This window comes from Rhodococcus sp. NBC_00294 (assembly GCF_036163995.1).
GTDB lineage: Bacteria > Actinomycetota > Actinomycetes > Mycobacteriales > Mycobacteriaceae > Rhodococcoides.
Genome location: NZ_CP108043.1, coordinates 1,730,494 through 1,748,449, shown reverse-complemented (window position 1 = coordinate 1,748,449; position 17,956 = coordinate 1,730,494). Strand labels below are relative to the sequence as shown.

At 69.1% G+C, this 17,956-nt stretch carries 15 protein-coding genes; 11 read left to right on the top strand and 4 right to left on the bottom strand.

Features of this window, described 5'->3' with window-relative positions; all coding sequences use genetic code 11:
* Nucleotide 1: 1 nt before the first annotated feature.
* Complete coding sequence (locus OHB23_RS08210; protein WP_328811262.1) at nt 2-3,415, top strand: TM0106 family RecB-like putative nuclease; 3,414 nt, start codon at nt 2-4, stop codon at nt 3,413-3,415.
* Nucleotides 3,416-3,421: 6 nt separating this feature from the next.
* On the opposite strand, the gene OHB23_RS08205 is transcribed toward OHB23_RS08210, so the two are convergent.
* Nucleotides 3,422-4,558 carry an amino acid deaminase/aldolase gene (locus OHB23_RS08205; protein ID WP_328811261.1) on the bottom strand — a complete coding sequence of 379 codons (1,137 nt, stop codon included), beginning with the start codon at nt 4,556-4,558 and terminating at the stop codon, nt 3,422-3,424.
* Entirely contained in the window at nt 4,555-5,190 is a 636-nt protein-coding gene (locus OHB23_RS08200) for a TetR/AcrR family transcriptional regulator (RefSeq protein WP_027504693.1), read from the bottom strand. The genes OHB23_RS08205 and OHB23_RS08200 overlap by 4 nt, the downstream gene beginning before the upstream one ends.
* 53 nt (nt 5,191-5,243) lie before the next feature.
* Between OHB23_RS08200 and OHB23_RS08195 the strand changes: the two genes are divergently transcribed.
* From OHB23_RS08195 to OHB23_RS08150, 10 genes are all read left to right on the top strand, one after another.
* Nucleotides 5,244-6,542 (top strand): D-arabinono-1,4-lactone oxidase, encoded by a 1,299-nt coding sequence (locus OHB23_RS08195; protein WP_328811260.1) that lies wholly within the window; start codon nt 5,244-5,246, stop codon nt 6,540-6,542.
* A gap of 13 nt (nt 6,543-6,555) precedes the next feature.
* Nucleotides 6,556-8,052, top strand: coding sequence for a molybdopterin-dependent oxidoreductase (locus tag OHB23_RS08190; protein WP_328811259.1), 1,497 nt, complete (start codon nt 6,556-6,558; stop codon nt 8,050-8,052).
* A gap of 264 nt (nt 8,053-8,316) precedes the next feature.
* Nucleotides 8,317-9,351: a tripartite tricarboxylate transporter substrate binding protein gene (locus tag OHB23_RS08185; RefSeq protein ID WP_328811258.1), complete on the top strand. Its 1,035-nt coding sequence runs from the start codon at nt 8,317-8,319 to the stop codon at nt 9,349-9,351.
* Nucleotides 9,348-9,857, top strand: coding sequence for a tripartite tricarboxylate transporter TctB family protein (locus tag OHB23_RS08180; protein WP_056441910.1), 510 nt, complete (start codon nt 9,348-9,350; stop codon nt 9,855-9,857). The genes OHB23_RS08185 and OHB23_RS08180 overlap by 4 nt, the downstream gene beginning before the upstream one ends.
* Nucleotides 9,854-11,359 (top strand): tripartite tricarboxylate transporter permease, encoded by a 1,506-nt coding sequence (locus OHB23_RS08175; RefSeq protein ID WP_328811257.1) that lies wholly within the window; start codon nt 9,854-9,856, stop codon nt 11,357-11,359. Before OHB23_RS08180 ends, OHB23_RS08175 begins: the two co-directional genes overlap by 4 nt.
* The gene (locus tag OHB23_RS08170) at nt 11,352-12,251 is read left to right on the top strand and encodes a sugar kinase (RefSeq protein WP_328811256.1); all 900 of its coding nucleotides are present in this window, start codon (nt 11,352-11,354) and stop codon (nt 12,249-12,251) included. The genes OHB23_RS08175 and OHB23_RS08170 overlap by 8 nt, the downstream gene beginning before the upstream one ends.
* Nucleotides 12,252-12,285: 34 nt before the next feature.
* Nucleotides 12,286-13,029, top strand: a complete 744-nt coding sequence (locus OHB23_RS08165; RefSeq protein WP_027504686.1) for an IclR family transcriptional regulator — start codon at nt 12,286-12,288, stop codon at nt 13,027-13,029.
* The gene (locus OHB23_RS08160) at nt 13,017-13,628 is read left to right on the top strand and encodes a bifunctional 4-hydroxy-2-oxoglutarate aldolase/2-dehydro-3-deoxy-phosphogluconate aldolase (protein ID WP_328811255.1); all 612 of its coding nucleotides are present in this window, start codon (nt 13,017-13,019) and stop codon (nt 13,626-13,628) included. The genes OHB23_RS08165 and OHB23_RS08160 overlap by 13 nt, the downstream gene beginning before the upstream one ends.
* Nucleotides 13,629-13,640: 12 nt before the next feature.
* A complete protein-coding gene (mgrA, locus tag OHB23_RS08155) occupies nt 13,641-14,693 on the top strand; it encodes an L-glyceraldehyde 3-phosphate reductase (protein ID WP_328811254.1) in 1,053 nt (350 codons plus the stop codon).
* Complete coding sequence (locus OHB23_RS08150; RefSeq protein ID WP_307091436.1) at nt 14,690-15,157, top strand: heme-degrading domain-containing protein; 468 nt, start codon at nt 14,690-14,692, stop codon at nt 15,155-15,157. The genes mgrA and OHB23_RS08150 overlap by 4 nt, the downstream gene beginning before the upstream one ends.
* A 140-nt stretch (nt 15,158-15,297) precedes the next feature.
* Here OHB23_RS08150 and OHB23_RS08145 read toward each other — a convergent pair whose 3' ends face one another.
* Complete coding sequence (locus tag OHB23_RS08145; protein ID WP_156380482.1) at nt 15,298-17,229, bottom strand: MDR family MFS transporter; 1,932 nt, start codon at nt 17,227-17,229, stop codon at nt 15,298-15,300.
* Nucleotides 17,230-17,339: 110 nt separating this feature from the next.
* Nucleotides 17,340-17,819 (bottom strand): MarR family winged helix-turn-helix transcriptional regulator, encoded by a 480-nt coding sequence (locus OHB23_RS08140; RefSeq protein WP_027504681.1) that lies wholly within the window; start codon nt 17,817-17,819, stop codon nt 17,340-17,342.
* Nucleotides 17,820-17,956: the final 137 nt, after the last annotated feature.

The window sequence follows — 17,956 nt, the reverse complement described above, 5'->3', positions numbered from 1 at the left end:
CATGTTCGTCACCGGAGACACCCTCGTCCACAGCGCAGGGGACCTCGCGCTGGCGTCCCGGTGCGAGTACGCACTCCTGCGCACGCTCGACGCGAACCTCGGCCGCATCGAGACCGAGCAGGTCGACGACGCGATGTTCGCCCGGCTCGCGCGCCTCGGCAGTCAGCACGAGGCCCGCGAGCTGCTGAGACTCGAGCGCGAGCATCCGGGCGGCGTCGTGACCATCGAACGGCCGGCCGAGAGCATCCCGTCCGAGCTGGCCGCCGCCGCACAGGCCACCCTCGCCGCGGCGCAGCAGCGCGTCCCCGTCATCTACCAGGGCACGTTCTTCGACGGCGAGTTCCTCGGCTTCAGCGACTTCCTGATCCACGACCCGTCGACCGACACCTATGCGGTGCACGACACCAAGCTGTCGCGCACCGAGCGCGTCCCGTCGGTCCTGCAGATCGCGGCGTACGCCGACGCGCTCGAGGCTGTCGAAGTTCCCACGTCCGCCACGGGCCACCTCGTCCTCGGTGACGGCACCGACCATCTCGTGCACCTGCCGGACGTCCTCCCCGTCTACCGCCGCGCACGGCGCGAGATGGTGGCCCTGCTGTCCGGCCACCTGACGCAATTGCTCCCGGCATCCTGGGCCGACCTCGACATTCGCGCCTGCTTCCGGTGCGAGCACTGCATCCCCGAGGTCGAGGCACAGCGCGACCTGTTGCTGGTCGCCGGGATGCGCGTCTCCCAGCGGTCCACGTTGCACGCCGCGGGGATCACGACCGTCGACGAGTTGGCCGCACACACCGGTTCCGTCGCGGACCTCTCGGAGCGGTCCCTCGGCACCCTGCGCGCGCAGGCCCTGGCCCAGGTTCAGCAGGAGCAGTCGGGGTCACCGGTGGTCGACGTGCACACCCCGAGTGCTCTCGGTGCACTGCCCGCTCCGGACGAGGGCGACATCTTCTTCGACTTCGAGGGCGACCCGCTGTACGCCGAACGCGGCTCCTCCGACTGGGGGCTCGAGTACCTCTTCGGCGTCATGGAGTCCGACGGCGCGTTCCGGCCGTTCTGGGCCCACGACCGGCACGAGGAGAGGGCCGCATTCGTCGCCTTCGTCGAGTACGTGCGTGCACGCCGCGAGGCGTTCCCCGGCATGCACGTGTATCACTATGCGGCTTACGAGAAGTCGGCTCTGCTGCGTCTGGCCTCGCGGTACGGGGTGTACGAGAACGAGGTCGACGACCTTCTCCGGCAGCAGATCCTCGTCGACCTGTATCCCGTCGTGCGGTCCGCCCTGCGCATCGGCGCACCGAGCTACAGCATCAAGAAGCTCGAACCGCTGTACATGACCGATCACCGCGGCGACGTGGCAGACGCCGTCGCTTCCATCACTGAGTACGCGCGGTGGTGCGATCTGCGCGACCGTGGCGACCTCGACGAGGCGGCCGGCGTCCTCGCCGAGATCGCCGACTACAACGAGTACGACTGCCGCTCCACACTGGAACTGCGCGACTGGTTGCTCGGTCACGCCGAACGCGCGGGTGTGGTGCCCCGCGGTCCGCTCGACGCGGCCGAACCGGTCGACGAGGACCGGGACGCGGTGCGAGACGCCCTGTGGGAGTTCGCCGGTGAATCGGTCTCACGCACGACCGACCAGCAGGCGATCGCCCTGCTCGCGGCCGCTGTCGGCTACCACCAGCGCGAGGAGAAGCCCTACTGGTGGGCGCACTTCGACCGACTGGCCTCGCCGATGGACGAGTGGGCCGACACCCGCGACGTGTTCATGGTCGAGGAGGTGGAGTCCATGACCGAGTGGGCGACACCGCCCGGCAAGCGGGTCCAGCGGCGCACGAGCGTGGTGCGCGGTGAGTTCGGGCCCGGCAGTGGGCGCGTGGGGTCGAAGGTGACCGTGCTCTACGCGCCGCCTGCTCCGGACTGGATCGCGCCCGACAGACGCGCGAACCCGCAGTATCGCTGGACGATGCCCGGAACGATCGTCGAGGTGTCCGAGGACGGCGCCCACCTCACGCTCGAGGAGTCGCTGTCCAAGGGCGCCGAACCCCACGATGTCGCACCGGTCGCCACGACGCCCGATGCCTTCGTCAACACGACCACGCTGCGGGAGGCCATCGCCGCCACCGCGGCGGAGGCAGCGGATCGCCTTCCCGAGGTCCGCGCCTCGGCCGTGGTCGACCTCCTGCGTCGTGATCCTCCCCGGACCCGGTCCGGCGCACCGCTCGCCGAGGTCGTCGACGAGCAGATCGCTGCGGCCATCACCGCGTCGCTCCTCGATCTCGACAATTCCTACATCGCGGTCCAAGGGCCGCCGGGAACGGGGAAGACCTACACCGGATCGCGAGTGATCGCCGCACTCGCACGCGATCACGGGTGGCGCATCGGGGTGGTCGGCCAGTCGCACTCGGTGATCGAGAACCTTCTCGACGGTGTCGTCGCCGCCGGGCTCGATCCCGAGAGCGTCGCCAAGAAGGGGTCGTCCGACAGCACGCACTCGTGGCTCGGCGTGGACTCGTACTCCGGGTACCTGGCCACACACGCCGGCGGATGCGTCGTCGGTGCGACGGCCTGGCCGTTCACCAACCGCAAGGAGTTCACGGAGCAGGAGCTGGACCTGCTGGTCGTCGACGAGGCGGGCCAGTTCTCGCTGGCCAACACCATCGCGGTGGCGCGGGTGGCACGCAACCTCCTGCTGCTCGGCGATCCGCAGCAGCTGCCGCAGGTGAGCCAGGGCAGCCACCCCGAACCGGTGGACACCTCTGCTCTGGGCTGGCTCGCGGACGGCTCCGACACGCTCCCGGCCGACCTCGGGTACTTCCTGGCCACCACTCGCCGCATGCACCCCGAGCTGTGTTCCGTGGTGTCCGACCTGTCCTACGACGGACGGCTCCGCTCGCACGACACAGTGCTGGGACGGCACCTGGACGGCGTCGACCCGGGAGTGCACACAGTTCTCGTCGACCACGAGGGCAACGCGACGTCCTCGCGAGAGGAAGCGGTCGAGATCGTCCGACTCGCACGGTCACTGGTGGGATCGGCCTGGACGTGTGACGGGGAGACACGGCCGCTCGGCGCCTCGGACCTGCTCGTGGTGGCGGCCTACAACGCCCAGGTCGCCACCGTGCGCGCGGCGCTCGACGATGCCGGACTGCACGAGGCCTCGTGCGGCACCGTCGACAAGTTCCAGGGCCGGGAGGCCGCCGTGGTGATCGTGTCCATGGCCGCGTCGGCCCCCGAGGACGTGCCGCGCGGCATGCAGTTCCTGTTGTCGCGCAACCGCATCAACGTCGCCTTGTCGCGGGGGCAGTGGGCCGCATACGTCGTCCGCTCACCCGCGCTGACGCACTATCTGCCCTCGACACCGGCGGAGCTGTCGTTGGTCGGCGCCTTCATGCGGGTGAGCCCCGACGAATGATGCCGGTCAGCCGAAGGCCCGACCCTCACCGCGGTAGGTGGGCAGTGTCGTGCGGGAACCGTCCGCGGACACGAGGTGTGCCTCTGTGAAGCGCTCGCACACCTCACCGGCCTTGGCGTGCCGGAACCACAGCCGATCCCCCACCGCCGCACCGGATCCCGCCACCGGCGTCTGGACCTCCCCAGCCCCCTCGGTGCGGATCAACGCCCCGCGTCCGATCAGTGACGGCACACGAGAGGCCCCCGTCGGTCCCGAGGCGATGTACCCACCCGAGAACGCTGTCGCGATGGTCCGCGTCGGCGTGCGGACGACGGGGAGCGCGAAGAACAGCGCCGGTCGTGCAGTGAACGCGTCGTAGCGATCGAACAGCGTCGGCGCGAACAAGCCGGATCCCGCCGTCACCTCGGTCACCGCCGGATCCGCAGCCGACACCTCGATCGACCCGGTGCCGCCACTGTTCACGATCTCGAGCACGCCCACCTCGTCCTGCACGGCATCGACCACGGCGCGTCGCCGGAAGGCCAACTCGGACGCCGACTTCCGCTTCATCCACCGCACTGCTCGTCCGGAATCGGGCAGCCCCGCGATCTGCGCCTCGTAGAACATGACGCCGACGACGGACGCGCCGCGCCGGACCGCCTCCCGCGCCAGCGCGGCTACCTCGGCCGCACGACGTAGCGGCGACCGACGAACGCCGATGTGTGCGGGTCCGATGCGGAGCGACGCGTCGACGTCGAGACACACCCGCACCGGAGCTGCCCACGGACCGGCGGCGTCGATCACGTCGAGGTGTGCTCGCGAGTCGATCATGAGAGTGATGCGGCGGCACGCGTCGGCGTCCGCGGCCAGGGTGGCGAGCGCCTGTCGATCCACGGTCGGATAGCCGACGAGGATGTCCGGTACCTCGTTCAGCCACAACGCCTCTCGCAGCGAGTAGGCCATGACGCCCGCGAACCCCCGAACGGCCAGCGCACGCTCGAGGACACCGCGGATACGGACGGATTTCGACGCGAGACGGATGGGCGTACCGCCGGCCCGTCGCACCAGATCCGCGAGGTTGGCCTCGAGCGACTCCTCGTCGATCGCGAGCAGCGGCGGGTCGAGCTCTGCCGTCGCGGCACCGAGCCGATCGAGCACGGTCACGACGGCACCGCCTTCGCCGCGATGCGCGCGGCCAGGTCGTCGAGTTCCGCGATGACGGCGAGAGTGTCCTGGTCGACGAGCCACCGGAGAACCACCCCGTCGATGGTCGCCAGTGCGGAACGCGTCAACGACGCCATCGGTTCGGTCCACCGCATCCGTGATGCCTCGGCCGCCGCCTCGAGGAAGCTCTCCGTCTCGGTGTCCATGACGCGGTACTGCAACGTGCCGATGCCGGGTCCGGCTCCCGCGGAGCGCACCGAGTAGGCGGTGATCTCGTAGGTGAGCAGCTGCCGGTCGGCCGTGCTCTCGATGACCGACCAGAGTGCGGCCACGCCGCGGTGCAGTATCTCGCGCAGCGCACGGGGGCCGGCGCAGTCCCGCCGACCGTCGGCGGCGGCAGCGTGCAGGGCCGTGCCGACGGCGGCGCCGAGCTCCTGTACCAACGCCTCGCCCATGGCCGTGACGAGCGCTTCCTTGTTCTCGAAGCAGTAGTGGACGACGCCGAGCGAGACCTCCGCGTGTTCGGCGACGGCGCGCACGGTGACGGCGGCGATCCCGGCCTCCGCTGCCACGGTGAGCCCGGCCTCGATCAGCTGCGAACGCCGGAGATCGGCGGGGAGGCGCACGGTCATGGTCGAAGTCTAGGGGGTTGACCTGGACGGTTGTCCAGTACTTGTATCCATCCATGACCGAATGGACGAACTGGGCGGGAAACCAGCGCGCACGGCCCGCGTCGATCGTGAGACCGCACAGCGCCGACGAGATCCGGGACGTCGTCGTGCGCGCGCAGGGCCGGGTCCACGCGGTCGGAGCAGGCCATTCGTTCACCGGCGCCGCGCTGACGGACGGCGTCCTGGTAGCGCTCGACCATCTGACGGGCATCGAGGGTGTGGCCGCGGGACCGGACGGCACCACCGACGTCACCGTGCGCGCCGGAACGCGGCTGCACACCCTGAACGATCTCCTGCACGCCCGCGGGCTGGCGCTGACCAACATGGGCGACATCGACGTGCAGACACTCGCGGGTGCGATCTCGACCGGCACGCACGGCACCGGGGCGCGGTTCGCCGGGCTGTCCGCCCACGTGGTCGGGGCGCGACTGGTGCTCGCCGACGGCACGGAGGTCACGGTGTCGGACGGGCCGCTGTTCGAGTGCGCGCGACTCGGCCTCGGGGCGTTCGGGATCCTGACCGCCGTGACGATGCGGTGCGTTCCGGCCTTCGCGCTGCACGCCGAGGAGACCCCGGGTCGCCTCGGCGAGGCGCTCGAGCGTTTCCCCGACGACATGCGCGACGTCGACCATCCGGAGTTCTACTGGTTCCCGCACACGGATCGGGTGCTGACCAAGCGCAACACGCGGCTGCCCGCCGACACGCCACTGTCTCCCGTGGGCCGCGTGTCGTCGTGGATCGACGACGAACTGTTGTCCAACAACGCCTTCGAGGTGATCAATCGCGTGACGACGCGAATCCCGTCCATCATCCCGAGGGTGAACACGGTGTCGGCGGCGGCCTGGTCGGGTCGCACGTTCACCGATCGCAGCTCCTCCGTGTTCGCGTCCTCCCGTCGGGTCCGCTTCCGCGAGATGGAGTACGCGGTGCCGCCCGAGTCCGTGCCGAGCGTGATCCGCGCGATCGAGGCCTGGATCGCGCGGACCGGTTACCGCGTGACCTTCCCGGTCGAGGTCCGCTGCGCCGCCGCCGACGACGTCTGGCTGTCCACCGCGCACGGCCGTGACACCGCCTACGTCGCCGTCCACCAGTACCACCGGCGGCCGGTGGGTGGGTACTTCGACGCGGTGGAGGCGATCGCACGTGATGTCGGTGGACGCCCGCACTGGGGCAAGATGCACTCCCTCACCGCGGGCACACTTCGTTCGCTGTACCCGCGCTTCGACGACGTCGTGGTCGAACGCGAGCGAGTGGATCCCCACGGCACCTTCGGAAACGACTATTCGGACACGGTGCTCGCACGACTAGAGTGACACAGTGAACGTGATGCGCAGGGCCCTGTCCGGAATCCTCTCGGCCGCCCTCGTGCTCGGTGTCGGTGAACTCCTCGCCGCCGTGGTCGGCCCGGACTCGTCACCGATCGTCGCTGTGGGGTCGGCCGCGGTGGACAACACCCCCGCAGGCGTCCGCGAGTGGGCCATCGACACGTTCGGCGCCTCCGACAAGCTCGCCCTCTTCATCGGTATGGGTGTCGTCATCGCCCTCCTCGCCGCCGGAGCAGGCATCCTCGAACGTGCTCGGCGACCCATCGGATCGGCACTGTTCGTGGTTCTCGGCGTACTCGGGGTCCTGGCGGCGATCTCGCGCTCCGGCAGTGGATCGATCGCAGCGCTCCCCACCGTCGTCGGCGTCGCGGTCGGCATCCTCGTCCTACGGTCGCTCGTCGAGCGCGCGGACCCGGACGCGTCGGAGGGGTTCTCCCGTCGACGCTTCGTGATGCTCGCCGGGATCAGCACTGCCGCGGCCGTCGCGACCGGCGCCGCGGGACGGGTGCTCGGCGCCTCCACGCGGGCGGTCACGCAGGACCGCAACGCCTTCACCGTCCCGGTGCCCGACAGCCCGGCGCCGCCCGTGCCCGCCGCCGCGGATCTCCGGCTGCCCGGCCTGTCCCCGTACGTCACCTCGAACGCCGAGTTCTACCGGATCGACACCGCTCTCGTGGTGCCGCGGGTGAACTCGCAGGACTGGAGTCTGCGCATCCACGGCATGGTGGACAACGAGATGACGCTGACGCTGGCCGATCTCGAACAGCGCGTGTCCATCGAACGGATGGTGACGCTCACCTGCGTGTCCAACCCCATCGGCGGCGACCTCGTCGGCAACGCCACCTGGACCGGCTACGCCCTGAAAGACATTCTGGCGGAGGCACGTCCGCAGGCATCGGCCGACATGGTGCTGTCCTCGTCGCACGACGACTTCACGGCCGGCACCCCGCTGGACGTCCTCATGGACGGGCGCGACGCCATGCTCGCCGTCGCCATGAACGGGGAGCCGCTGCCGATCGAGCACGGCTACCCGGCGCGCCTCGTCGTCCCCGGCCTGTACGGCTACGTCTCGGCGACCAAGTGGGTCACCGACCTCGAGGTGACCAAGTTCAGCCAGGCTCGCGCGTACTGGACCGACCGCGGATGGTCCGAGCGCGGACCGATCAAGACGGCCTGCCGTATCGACACCCCCGTCGGCAGCAAGGACGTCCAGGCGGGCACGGTGATGATCGCCGGCGTCGCGTGGGCCCAGCATCGAGGCATCTCCCGTGTCGAGGTCCGCGTCGACGACGGCCCCTGGACCGAGACCACCCTCTCCGACGAGTACTCGCGCGACACCTGGCGCCAATGGTCGTACGCCTGGACCGCCACTTCCGGCCAGCACCGCATCGAGGCTCGGGCCACCGACGGCACCGGTGAGGTGCAGACGGACGTGCGCGTCGACACCGTTCCCGACGGTGCGAGCGGGTACGCGAGCATGCCCGTGACGGTGCAGTAGGTCGCTCCTGCGCGGGTTCCCGCGGTACGCACGCCCCTCCGCCGACTGCAGGGGGTGTGCACGTCGCGGAACCGGTGCGCAGTGCCCCATTGCCACGGCGCGCACAGGCTTCGGCGCCCCACACCCCTTCCGGCTCGACGGAAGGGGTGCACTCGTCGTGCCCGCCGCGCGGGTACCGCCGCGTCGACGACGCCTCGATCACAAACGGACAATTGGTATGCGCTGGCTCACATATGGGTTATGGTGAGTGCACTCTCAGCAACCGTGTTGCAGACAGTGCAACACAATCCCATCCTGGAGGCATGCGTGCGCATCTCACCCTCTCGTTCCTCGCACCGGGCGCTCGGCGTCGTGGCAGCAGCGACCCTGGTCGCCGGCGTCGCGGCGGGCTGCGCGGATCGATCGTCCGGCGGCGCCGAGTCCGGCGAGGACTTCCCCACCGGCAACATCACCCTGCTGACGCCGACCGCAGCGGGCGGCGCGACCGACCTCACCGCGCGCACACTGGGCCGGCAGATGGAGGAATCCCTCGGTGTCAGTGTGATCGTCGAGAACCGACCGGGCGGAGCAGGATCCATCGGCATGCAGTACCTCGCCGATCAGGATCCCGACGGATACACCATCGGTGTTCTCCCGGTCGAGGTGAGCCTGCTCGGTCATCAGGGCTACTCGATCGATCCGGCGTCCTACGACTTCCTCGGACAGGTCAACTCCCAGCCCGGCACCATCGCAGTGCCGGCGAACAGCCCGTATCAGACTCTCGACGACCTCCTCGCCGCCGCACAGGCCGATCCGGGCGGCATCACCGTGTCGAACGCCGGACCCGGAAGCATCTGGGAAGCAGGCGCCGTCGAACTCGGCAGGGTCGCCGGTGTCGAGTTCACGGGAGTCCCCTTCGACGGCGGCGCACCCGCGGTCACCGCGGCCGTGGGCTCCCAGGTCGATGCCGTCGTCGCCGGGATCGGAGAGACGGCACCCGCTCATGCCGACGGGCGACTCCGCGTTCTCGCCGTCTTCACCGAGGAGCCCGCCCCCGCGCTGCCGGGAGTCCCCACCGCCACCGAGCTCGGTCAGGACGTGGTGATCGGCAGTTGGGCCGTCATCGCGGCGCCGACCGGCCTGCCCGACGGCGTGGCCACCCGCATCGAGGACGCCATCGAAAGCGCCTCCGCGACAGACGAGTACATCGATCTGATCGAGTCCGGCGGCAACCTGCCGCTGTACCGCTCCGCGGACGAGACCACCACCTTCGTCGGATCCGAGTCGGATCGATTCGCGGATCTGGCGGCACAGGAATGACGACGCACGACCTGACGGATTCGTCCGTGACGATCCCGGGCGACTCCTCCGAGGAGGACGTGCGGCACACGAGCCGCACCTACGAAGCGGTCATCGGCGTCGTCGTGGCCCTCGTCGGCGGCGCCCTGTTCGTCGCCGCACGGGACATCGATCTCGCCCGCGAGGGGCAGGCCTTCGGTCCGCGCTGGTGGCCCACCGCGCTCGCGATCTCGATGGTGATCGCAGGACTCGTCCTCGTCGTGCAGGCCTTCACGGGACGCATCGTCTCCGACGAGGCCGCGATGACCCGATCGGGCGGTGTCGCCCTCACCGCGACGCTGCTGGTCATCGTCGTCTACGGCACCGCCTGGCAGTACCTCGACTTCCGGGTCGTCACCGTGGTGCTGCTCGCCGCGCTCGTCGCGATCTTCGGCGGCCGAGGAATCAAGGCGCTCCTCGTGTTCCCGGTGGTCACCACGGCGGTTCTCTGGGTGATCTTCGGCATGCTCCTGCAGGTGCCGCTGTGAGCGCCGTCAGCGAGGGACTGAGCGCCCTCCTCGACCCCAGCATCGGGCTGTGCCTTCTCATCGGCATCCTGCTCGGCACACTCGTCGGTGCCGTGCCGGGCATCACCGCGGCGATGGCAGTCGCACTCGCGGCCGGCTTCACGCTCACTCTCGAACCGCTGCAGGGCCTCTCGGTCCTCCTGTCGATCTACGTCGCCGCCCAGTTCGGCGATCGGGTGCCGTCCATCCTCATCAACACGCCCGGCACCCCGGCGTCGATCGCCACCACCTTCGACGGGTTCCCGATGGCCAAGCAGGGGCGGGCCGGGATCGCACTGACGAGCTCGGCGCTCGTGTCCGCCATCGGATCCGTGGTGGGCATCTGCATCCTCGTCTTCGCCGCACAACCCATCGCGAGTGTGGCACTCCGGTTCGGGCCGGCCGAGATGTTCGCCCTCGTGGTGTTCGGCATGACGATGATGATCGGCGTCTCGGGTGGGCGCGTCGTGAAGGGTCTGTTCGCCGGCATCCTCGGCCTCGGACTCGGGGCCATCGGCCGCGATCCCATCACCGGCGACGGCCGCTTCACCTTCGGACTGAACGAACTGAGCTCCGGCATACCTTTCATCGCGGCGATCGTCGGCTTGTTCGGCATCGCCGAGGTGTTCAACCAGATGATCTGCCGCCGCCCCGGTCTACTCCCCGCACCGATCACACAGCTCGGAAAGTGGTGGCCGACCAAGGCGGAGCGCCGTGAGCTGCTCAAGCCGGCACTCATCGGATCCGGCGTCGGGTCGGTGGTCGGTGTGGTCCCCGCGGCGGGCGGCGACATCGCCGGAATCGTCTCGTGGGACCAGGCTCGGCGGGCGTCCAAGCATCCCGAGAAGTTCGGGAAGGGCTCACTCGAGGGCCTGGCGGCCGCGGACACCGCCAGCACGGCAACCATGGGCGGATCGGTCACCACCACACTGACACTGGGTGTTCCGGGCGACGCGGTGATGGCGGTCATGATCGGGTCGATGGTAATCTGGGGCCTGCAGCCGGGCCCGGCCCTGTTCGTCGACTCCCCCGACCTGGTCTACAGCCTCGCGGCGATCATGCTGCTCGCGACGTTCGGTGCACTCGCTCTCGCACTCGTCCGGATGCGCGGCGTGGTGAAGCTGCTCGACCTCCCGCAGCAGTACCTGTGGGCCGTCATCATCACCTTCTGCATGGTCGGGACCTACGCGGTGCAGAACAGCGCATTCGACGTCGGACTCATGCTCGTCTTCGGGTTGCTCGGACTGGTGTTGCGACGCAACGGTTTTCCGGCGGGTCCGCTGGTGCTGGGCTTGATTCTGGGTCCGCTGGCCGAGAGCAACATCCGTCGGGCGTTCCTCATCGACGGTGCCGCGAGCATCTACACCAGCGGTATCGCCGTCGGCCTGCTCGTGCTGAGCGCGCTGGCCGTCGTCGGCCCGTACCTGCGTGCCGGCCTGAAGAAGAGTCGCACCCGCGCCCAGAAGGAGAGCGTCGATGCCTGAGTTCCTCTGCATCGGAGAGACGATGACGCTCGTCGCACCGGTCGACGCCACACCACTCCACACGGCGGATCTGTTCACCCTGCACATGGGCGGGGCCGAATCGACCGTCGCTCTCTACCTGGCCGAACTGGGACACGAGGTGTCGTGGGCCAGCGCGGTGGGCGCCGACCCGCTCGGCCGTCGCATCGTCGACGCCATCGCGTCCCACGGCGTCGACATCTCCCACGTCAGCGTCCGCGAGGACGCGCCCACCGGCGTCTACTTCAAGGACCCGGACGACGGTGTCACCACCGTCCACTACTACCGGCGGGGCTCTGCTGCGTCGCGCATGTCGCCGGCGACTCTGGACGGACTGCCGTTGCACCGGACCGACGTCGTCCACACGTCCGGTATCACCGCGGGGCTGTCGCCGACCTGTGCGGCGATGACGGATCGACTGTTCGACCTCTGCGCCGGCACGTCGACGACCCTGTCGTTCGACGTGAACTACCGGCCCGGCGTCTGGTCGCGTGAGCGGGCCGCGCCGATCCTGCTCGATCTGGCCCGACGCGCCGACATCGTCTTCGTCGGCCGCGACGAGGCTGCCGACCTGTGGGGCACCGAGGACGCCCGGTCGATAGCCTCCCTCGTCGGAACGTCGGGAACGGTGGTGATCAAGGACAGCGACGTCGGTGCCACGGAGTTCACCCTGTCGGGCGACGTCTTCGTACCGGCGCACACCGTCGAGGTGGTCGAGGTGGTCGGGGCCGGTGACGCGTTCGCGGCGGGATACCTGTCCGGACTGCGTGCAGGCAAGGACGCACACGGCAGGCTGTCCATGGGGCACGATCTCGCCTCGAGAGCGTTGTCGAGCACCACCGACTTCGTCCCCGCAGCAGCGCTCGATGCCTGACGGCACGAGCCCCACAGTCGAAGGAGCGTGAACGATGTCGCAGAGCGTGGAACGAGCGGTCGAGATCCTGGAGTTCGTCGCCGTCCAGCCGCGGACCCAGAGCGAGGTCGCGGCGCATCTCGACATCCACCGGTCGACGGCACTGCGGGTGCTGCAGACCCTCACCGACCACGGCCTGACCCGCAAGCGGGCCGACGGGAAGTACGGCGTCGGGTACCGCATCGCCGGGCTGGCTCACGCTGCGCGTGACCAGTTCGACCTCGCGAACACCGCTCGCCCGTATCTGGTCGGACTGGGTGAACAATGCTCGCACACAGTGCATCTCGCTCAGTTGGACGGCGGCCGCATCATCTACGTCGACAAGATCGAACAACCCGGCATGATCAAGCTGTTCTCCCAGATCGGCGCTCCCGTGTGCCTGCACACGGCCGGCGTCAGCAAGGCGGTACTGGCATTCCAGGACCCCGAGGTGGTCGATGCCGTGCTCGACGGCGCGGACTTCTCGCGACACACGGCCACCACCATCACCTCTCGGCAGCAGTTCGACGAGGAACTGCGAGTCGTCGCCGAGCGCGGCTGGTCGGTGGACGACGCCGAGTACGAGGACTACGTCAACTGTGTGGCGATGCCCGTGCGAGACGCGAGTGATCGCGTCGTCGCGGCGGTGTCCATCACCTCGCTGAAGGGGCGCGCGGACCTCGCCGCCCTGCAGAAACTGCTGCCCGACCTCCGGGCAGTCACCGACAACGTGTCGAAGGAGCTCGGATGGAGACCGTGAACGACTGGTTCGACGACGCGTTCTCGTCGCGACCCGTGATGGCCATTCTGCGGGGGTTCTCCCCCGCGCGGTCGGTCGCGCTCGCCCAGCGCGGCTGGGACGCCGGCCTCACCTGCATCGAGGTGCCGGTGCAGTCCGCCGCCGCGGTGGACGCCCTGGCCGCGGTGGTGAGTGCGGGAGCCGAGCGCGGCATGACCGTCGGGGCGGGGACGGTGGTCACTCCCGACCTCGTGCGGACGGCACAGCAGGCGGGTGCCGCCTTCACGGTGGCTCCCGGCTTCGACCCCGCCGTCGCGCGGGCGAGCATCGACGCCGGTATGCCGCACCTTCCCGGTGTCGCCACCGGGACCGACGTCCAGGCAGCGGCCGCGTTCGGGCTCGGATGGGTCAAAGCGTTTCCCGCATCCGTCCTGGGCGCCGACTGGTTCGCAGCGATGAAGGGCCCCTTCCCCGCGATGCGCTTCGTCGCGACGGGCGGCATGAATGCCCGCAACGCCCCCGACTATCTCGCCGCCGGCGCCGACGTGGTCGCCGTCGGGTCCGCTCTCGAGGACGACACCCAGATCGACCTTCTGAAAGACCTCTCCCTCACCCGATAGGAGCTCTCCTTCATGCCCTCCCTGCTCCGTGACGCCTACACCCCGGCGTCGACCCGCTACGACTCGATGGCCTACCGGCCCGTCGGGACCTCGGGCCTCCTGCTGCCCGCCGTGTCACTCGGTATGTGGCACAACTTCGGCGACGACACGCCACTGCAGAAACAGCGCGAGATCATCCGCAGCGCATTCGATCTGGGCATCACCCACTTCGACCTCGCGAACGGCTACGGCCCGCCGATGGGCTCCGCGGAGAAGAACGTCGGCCGCATCCTGGCCGAGGACTTCGCGACACTCCGCGACGAGATCGTCGTCTCCACGAAAGCGGGATACGACTTCTTCCCCGGACCGTACGGCCGCGGCGGTGGTGCGAAGTACCTGCTGGGCAGCCTCGACCACTCGCTGACCAGTCTGCGGCTCGACTACGTCGACATCTTCTACAGCCACCGGTTCGATCCGAACACCCCGCTCGAGGAGACGGCCCGTGCACTCGACACCGCGGTGCGCTCGGGCAAGGCACGGTACGCGGGCATCTCGTCCTACTCCGCGGAGCGGACCGTCGAGATGGCAGCTCTTCTCCGGGATCTCGGCACGCCGCTGGCCATCCATCAGCCGTCGTACTCGTTGCTCAATCGCTGGGTGGAGCAGGGAGTTCCGTCACTTCTGGAGGTGCTGGACGCGGAGGGCATCGGCTGCATCGCGTTCTCTGCGCTGGCGCAGGGTCTGCTGACGACCAAGTATCTGGACGGCATTCCCGAGGGATCCCGCGCGACTCAGGGCAAGACCCTGCGTGACGGCATGCTGTCGGAGGAGAACCTCGGCAACGTCGCGGCACTGAACGGCATCGCCGAGCGGCGCGGACAGTCGCTGGCGCACATGGCACTGGCCTGGGTGCTGCGTCGCCGACAGGTCTCCTCGGTGCTCGTCGGTGCGTCCCGGCCGTCGCAGATCGCGGACAGCGTCGCAGCCCTCGACAGCCCGCCCTTCAGCGATCAGGATCTCGCCGACATCGACGAGTACGCCGTCGACGGCGGTCTGAACATCTGGCTCGCCTCGTCCACCGCATGAGCACTCCGGAACTCGCCGCGGTGATCGCCGACGAGACCGCGGTCAGCTTCGCCTCGTTCGACCTGGACGACGCCTGGGCTCTCGGTTGCCGGATGCGCGAGGCCGCGGCGACGCGTCGGCTCCCCCTCGTCATCGGCGTCGTGCACGGCCACCAGCGGGCGTTCCACACAGCTCTGCCGGGGTCGTATCCGGAGAGCGACGACTGGTTGACCCGCAAGACCAACACCGCCACGAGGTACGGGCGGAGCTCGCTGGGCGTGCTCGAGTTCTTCACCGCCACCGGCCGCGACTTCGATGCGCAGTCGCGCCTGCCCGCCGAGACGCACGCCGCCGCGGGCGGAGTGCTGCCGCTGCGGGTGGACGGCGTCGGAGTCGTCGGGTACGCGGGCGTCTCGGGTCTACCGCACCGCGACGATCACGCGTTCGTCGTGGAGCAGCTGCGGGAGTACCTAGTGAGCCGATGAGCGCCGGCGCGCACAGGTTCCCGCGCCGCACACCCTCGTCCGCCGGATAGAAGGGGTGTGCACATCACGGAACCTGTGCATCCCACGCACGAGAGAGCGGACGCACCCGAATCGGGTGCGTCCGCTCTGTCGTCGTCGAACTAGTTGTGCGAGGCGTCGAATCGCGAGTGCACGTCCGGCACGTGGACGTCACCGAGAACGCGAGCGATCTGGTCCTCGCTGAGACCCAACCGGCGCAGTCGTTCGCACACGGCGTCGAAGCTCAGCATCTTGGAGTCGAGTTCCTGCTGGAGCTCGGCGACCTCGGCGCGCAGCACCTCGGCCTCCTCGAGTGCGTCGAGAGTCTCCGCGGGCTTGGGCAGCAGCAGCGACAGCAGCCGGTCGCGGGCATCGGTGCTCAGTCCGTCGAACGGTGCGGAGCCCTCCGCGGCCTCGTGCTTGCCGACGGGAGCGGTCACCGGTGCGATCTCGGTGGTGTCCGCGGTGTCGGTGCGAGCCTCGTCCTTCTGCATGTCCACGGCGGTCTCGCCCTGCACGTCCGAGTCCTCGACGGGCACGGCCTGCTCACCCTGCGGCTTCAGGTCGATCGTGGTGCGCAGCGGGCGGTTCGGGATGAACAGCACCGCGAGCACGGTGACCAGTGCAACGAACCCGGCGATCAGGAAGATGCGTCCGGTGGCGTCACCGTAGGCGGTACGGATGACCGCGGCGATCGGGTCGGGCAGCGATCCGATGTCCAAGGTGCCGCCGCCGTTGGAGCCGGCGGGGACACCGAGGGCGGCGAGTCCGGAGGCCGAGTTGTCGGCGACGCGGGTGGCGAGGACCGATCCCAGAACCGAGACGCCGATGGCGCCACCGAACGTCCGGAAGAACGCGACGGTGGACGATGCCGCACCGATGTTCTGCACGCTCACGGTGTTCTGCACGGCCAGCACCAGGTTCTGCATCAGCATGCCGGTACCGAGGCCGACGATGGCGATGAAGACGCCCACGAGCCACAGGTTGGTGGCGTGATCGAGCGTGCCCAGCAGACCGAAGCCGACCACGAGCAGGAAGGAACCGGTGACGATGAAGGGCTTCCACTTGCCGAAGCGGGAGATCAGCTGACCCGAGCCGACCGACGAGACGAGCATGCCGGCGACGAGCGGGATGGAGAGCAGGCCTGCCGCGGTGGGCGAGTAGCCACGAGCGGTCTGGAAGTACTGACCCAGGAAGGTGGTGGCGCCGAACAGGCCGACACCCACGGCGACGGAGGCGATGATGGCGAGTCCGGTGGTGCGCTCGGTGACGATCTTGAGCGGGATGATCGGGCTCTTGACCTTCGCCTCGACGAGGACGGTGAGGATCAGCAGAGCGACACCGCCGCCGACGTACATCGCGGTCTCACGGGAGATCCAGTCGTAGTACCCGGCCTTGCCGGCGAACGAGACCCAGATGAGCAGCACGGACACACCGGCGGTGAGGAGAAGCGCGCCGAGCCAGTCGATGGAGACGTCGTCCTTGCGCTCGGTGGTGATGTGCAGCGTGCGCTGCAGCAGCAGCAGAGCGATGACGGCGAGCGGGATGCAGACGAAGAAGCACCAACGCCACCCGAGGGGGCTGTCGACGATGACGCCGCCGAGGATCGGGCCGCCGGACATCGAGACGGCCATGACGGCGCCCATGTAGCCGGAGTAGCGACCGCGCTCACGAGGAGACACGATGCTGCCGATGATGGCGACGACGAGTGCGGTCAGACCACCCATGCCGATGCCCTGCACCACGCGAGCGGCGAGCAGGATCGGCACGTTGTGCGCGAGGCCGGCCATGACGGAGCCGATGACGAAGATGACGAGCGAGCTCTGGACCAGCAGCTTCTTGTTGAAGAGGTCGGCGAGCTTGCCCCAGATCGGCGTCGAGGCCGCGTTGGCGAGCAGTGCCGTCGTGATGACCCAGGCGTACGCGGTCTGCGAGCCCTTCAGGTCACCGATGATGGTGGGCAGGGCGGTCGAGACGATGGTCGTGCTGAGCAGGGCGGTGAAGAGCCCGGCGAGCAGACCGATCAGGGCCTCGAGGATCTGCCGGTGCGTCATCGGGGTCGAGTCCGCGGCGGCCTCGGCGGGAGCCGAGAGCTGATCGGTGTCACTCACCCGAGAGGGCGGAGTGTCGTGTGTGACGGTCATGTCTGTGGTTCTTCCTATTCTCAGTTATGCGAGAGGATGCGCTGGCCGGAGTGCCGGGCCTGCGCCTCGTCGGTGAAGGTGGACGTGAGTCGACGGATGGAGTCGAGGGCGGCATTCGCCTGGTCCTCGTCCCAGTCCCCCAACATGCGGGACAACCGTGCGACTCGGTGCTCCTTGATGCGGTCCAAGCAGGCGAGTCCGGCGTCGGACACCCGAACCCGGGTGGCACGTCCGTCGTCGGGATCGGGAGTGCGCACGACGTGGCCGGCGTCCACCAGCTCGGCGAGCTGACGGCTGAGCACGGACTGGCTGGTGCACATGGCGTTCGCCAGTTCGGACTGTCGGCACTCGCCGTGGGTGGCGAGCGTTCCCAGTACGCCGACCAGGGCGGCCGGCAACTCGGTGCGGTCGTCCCCCGTCGACACGGCCACGCGCAGTGCGCGGCCGAAGCGGAAGACTTCTTCCATCAGCAGCTCTGCTGTCTCGGTGTGGACGGCCACGGCGATCTCTCCTCGAACTCGTTTACTTGCTGTCTGCAACTATATAGATAGATACCTGAGGTAAACAACTATTAATGTGTCTCTCTTCCCGAGCCGTGGGGCGTGGCCCGGACCAGCAGTCGTCGCCGCCTCCTGTG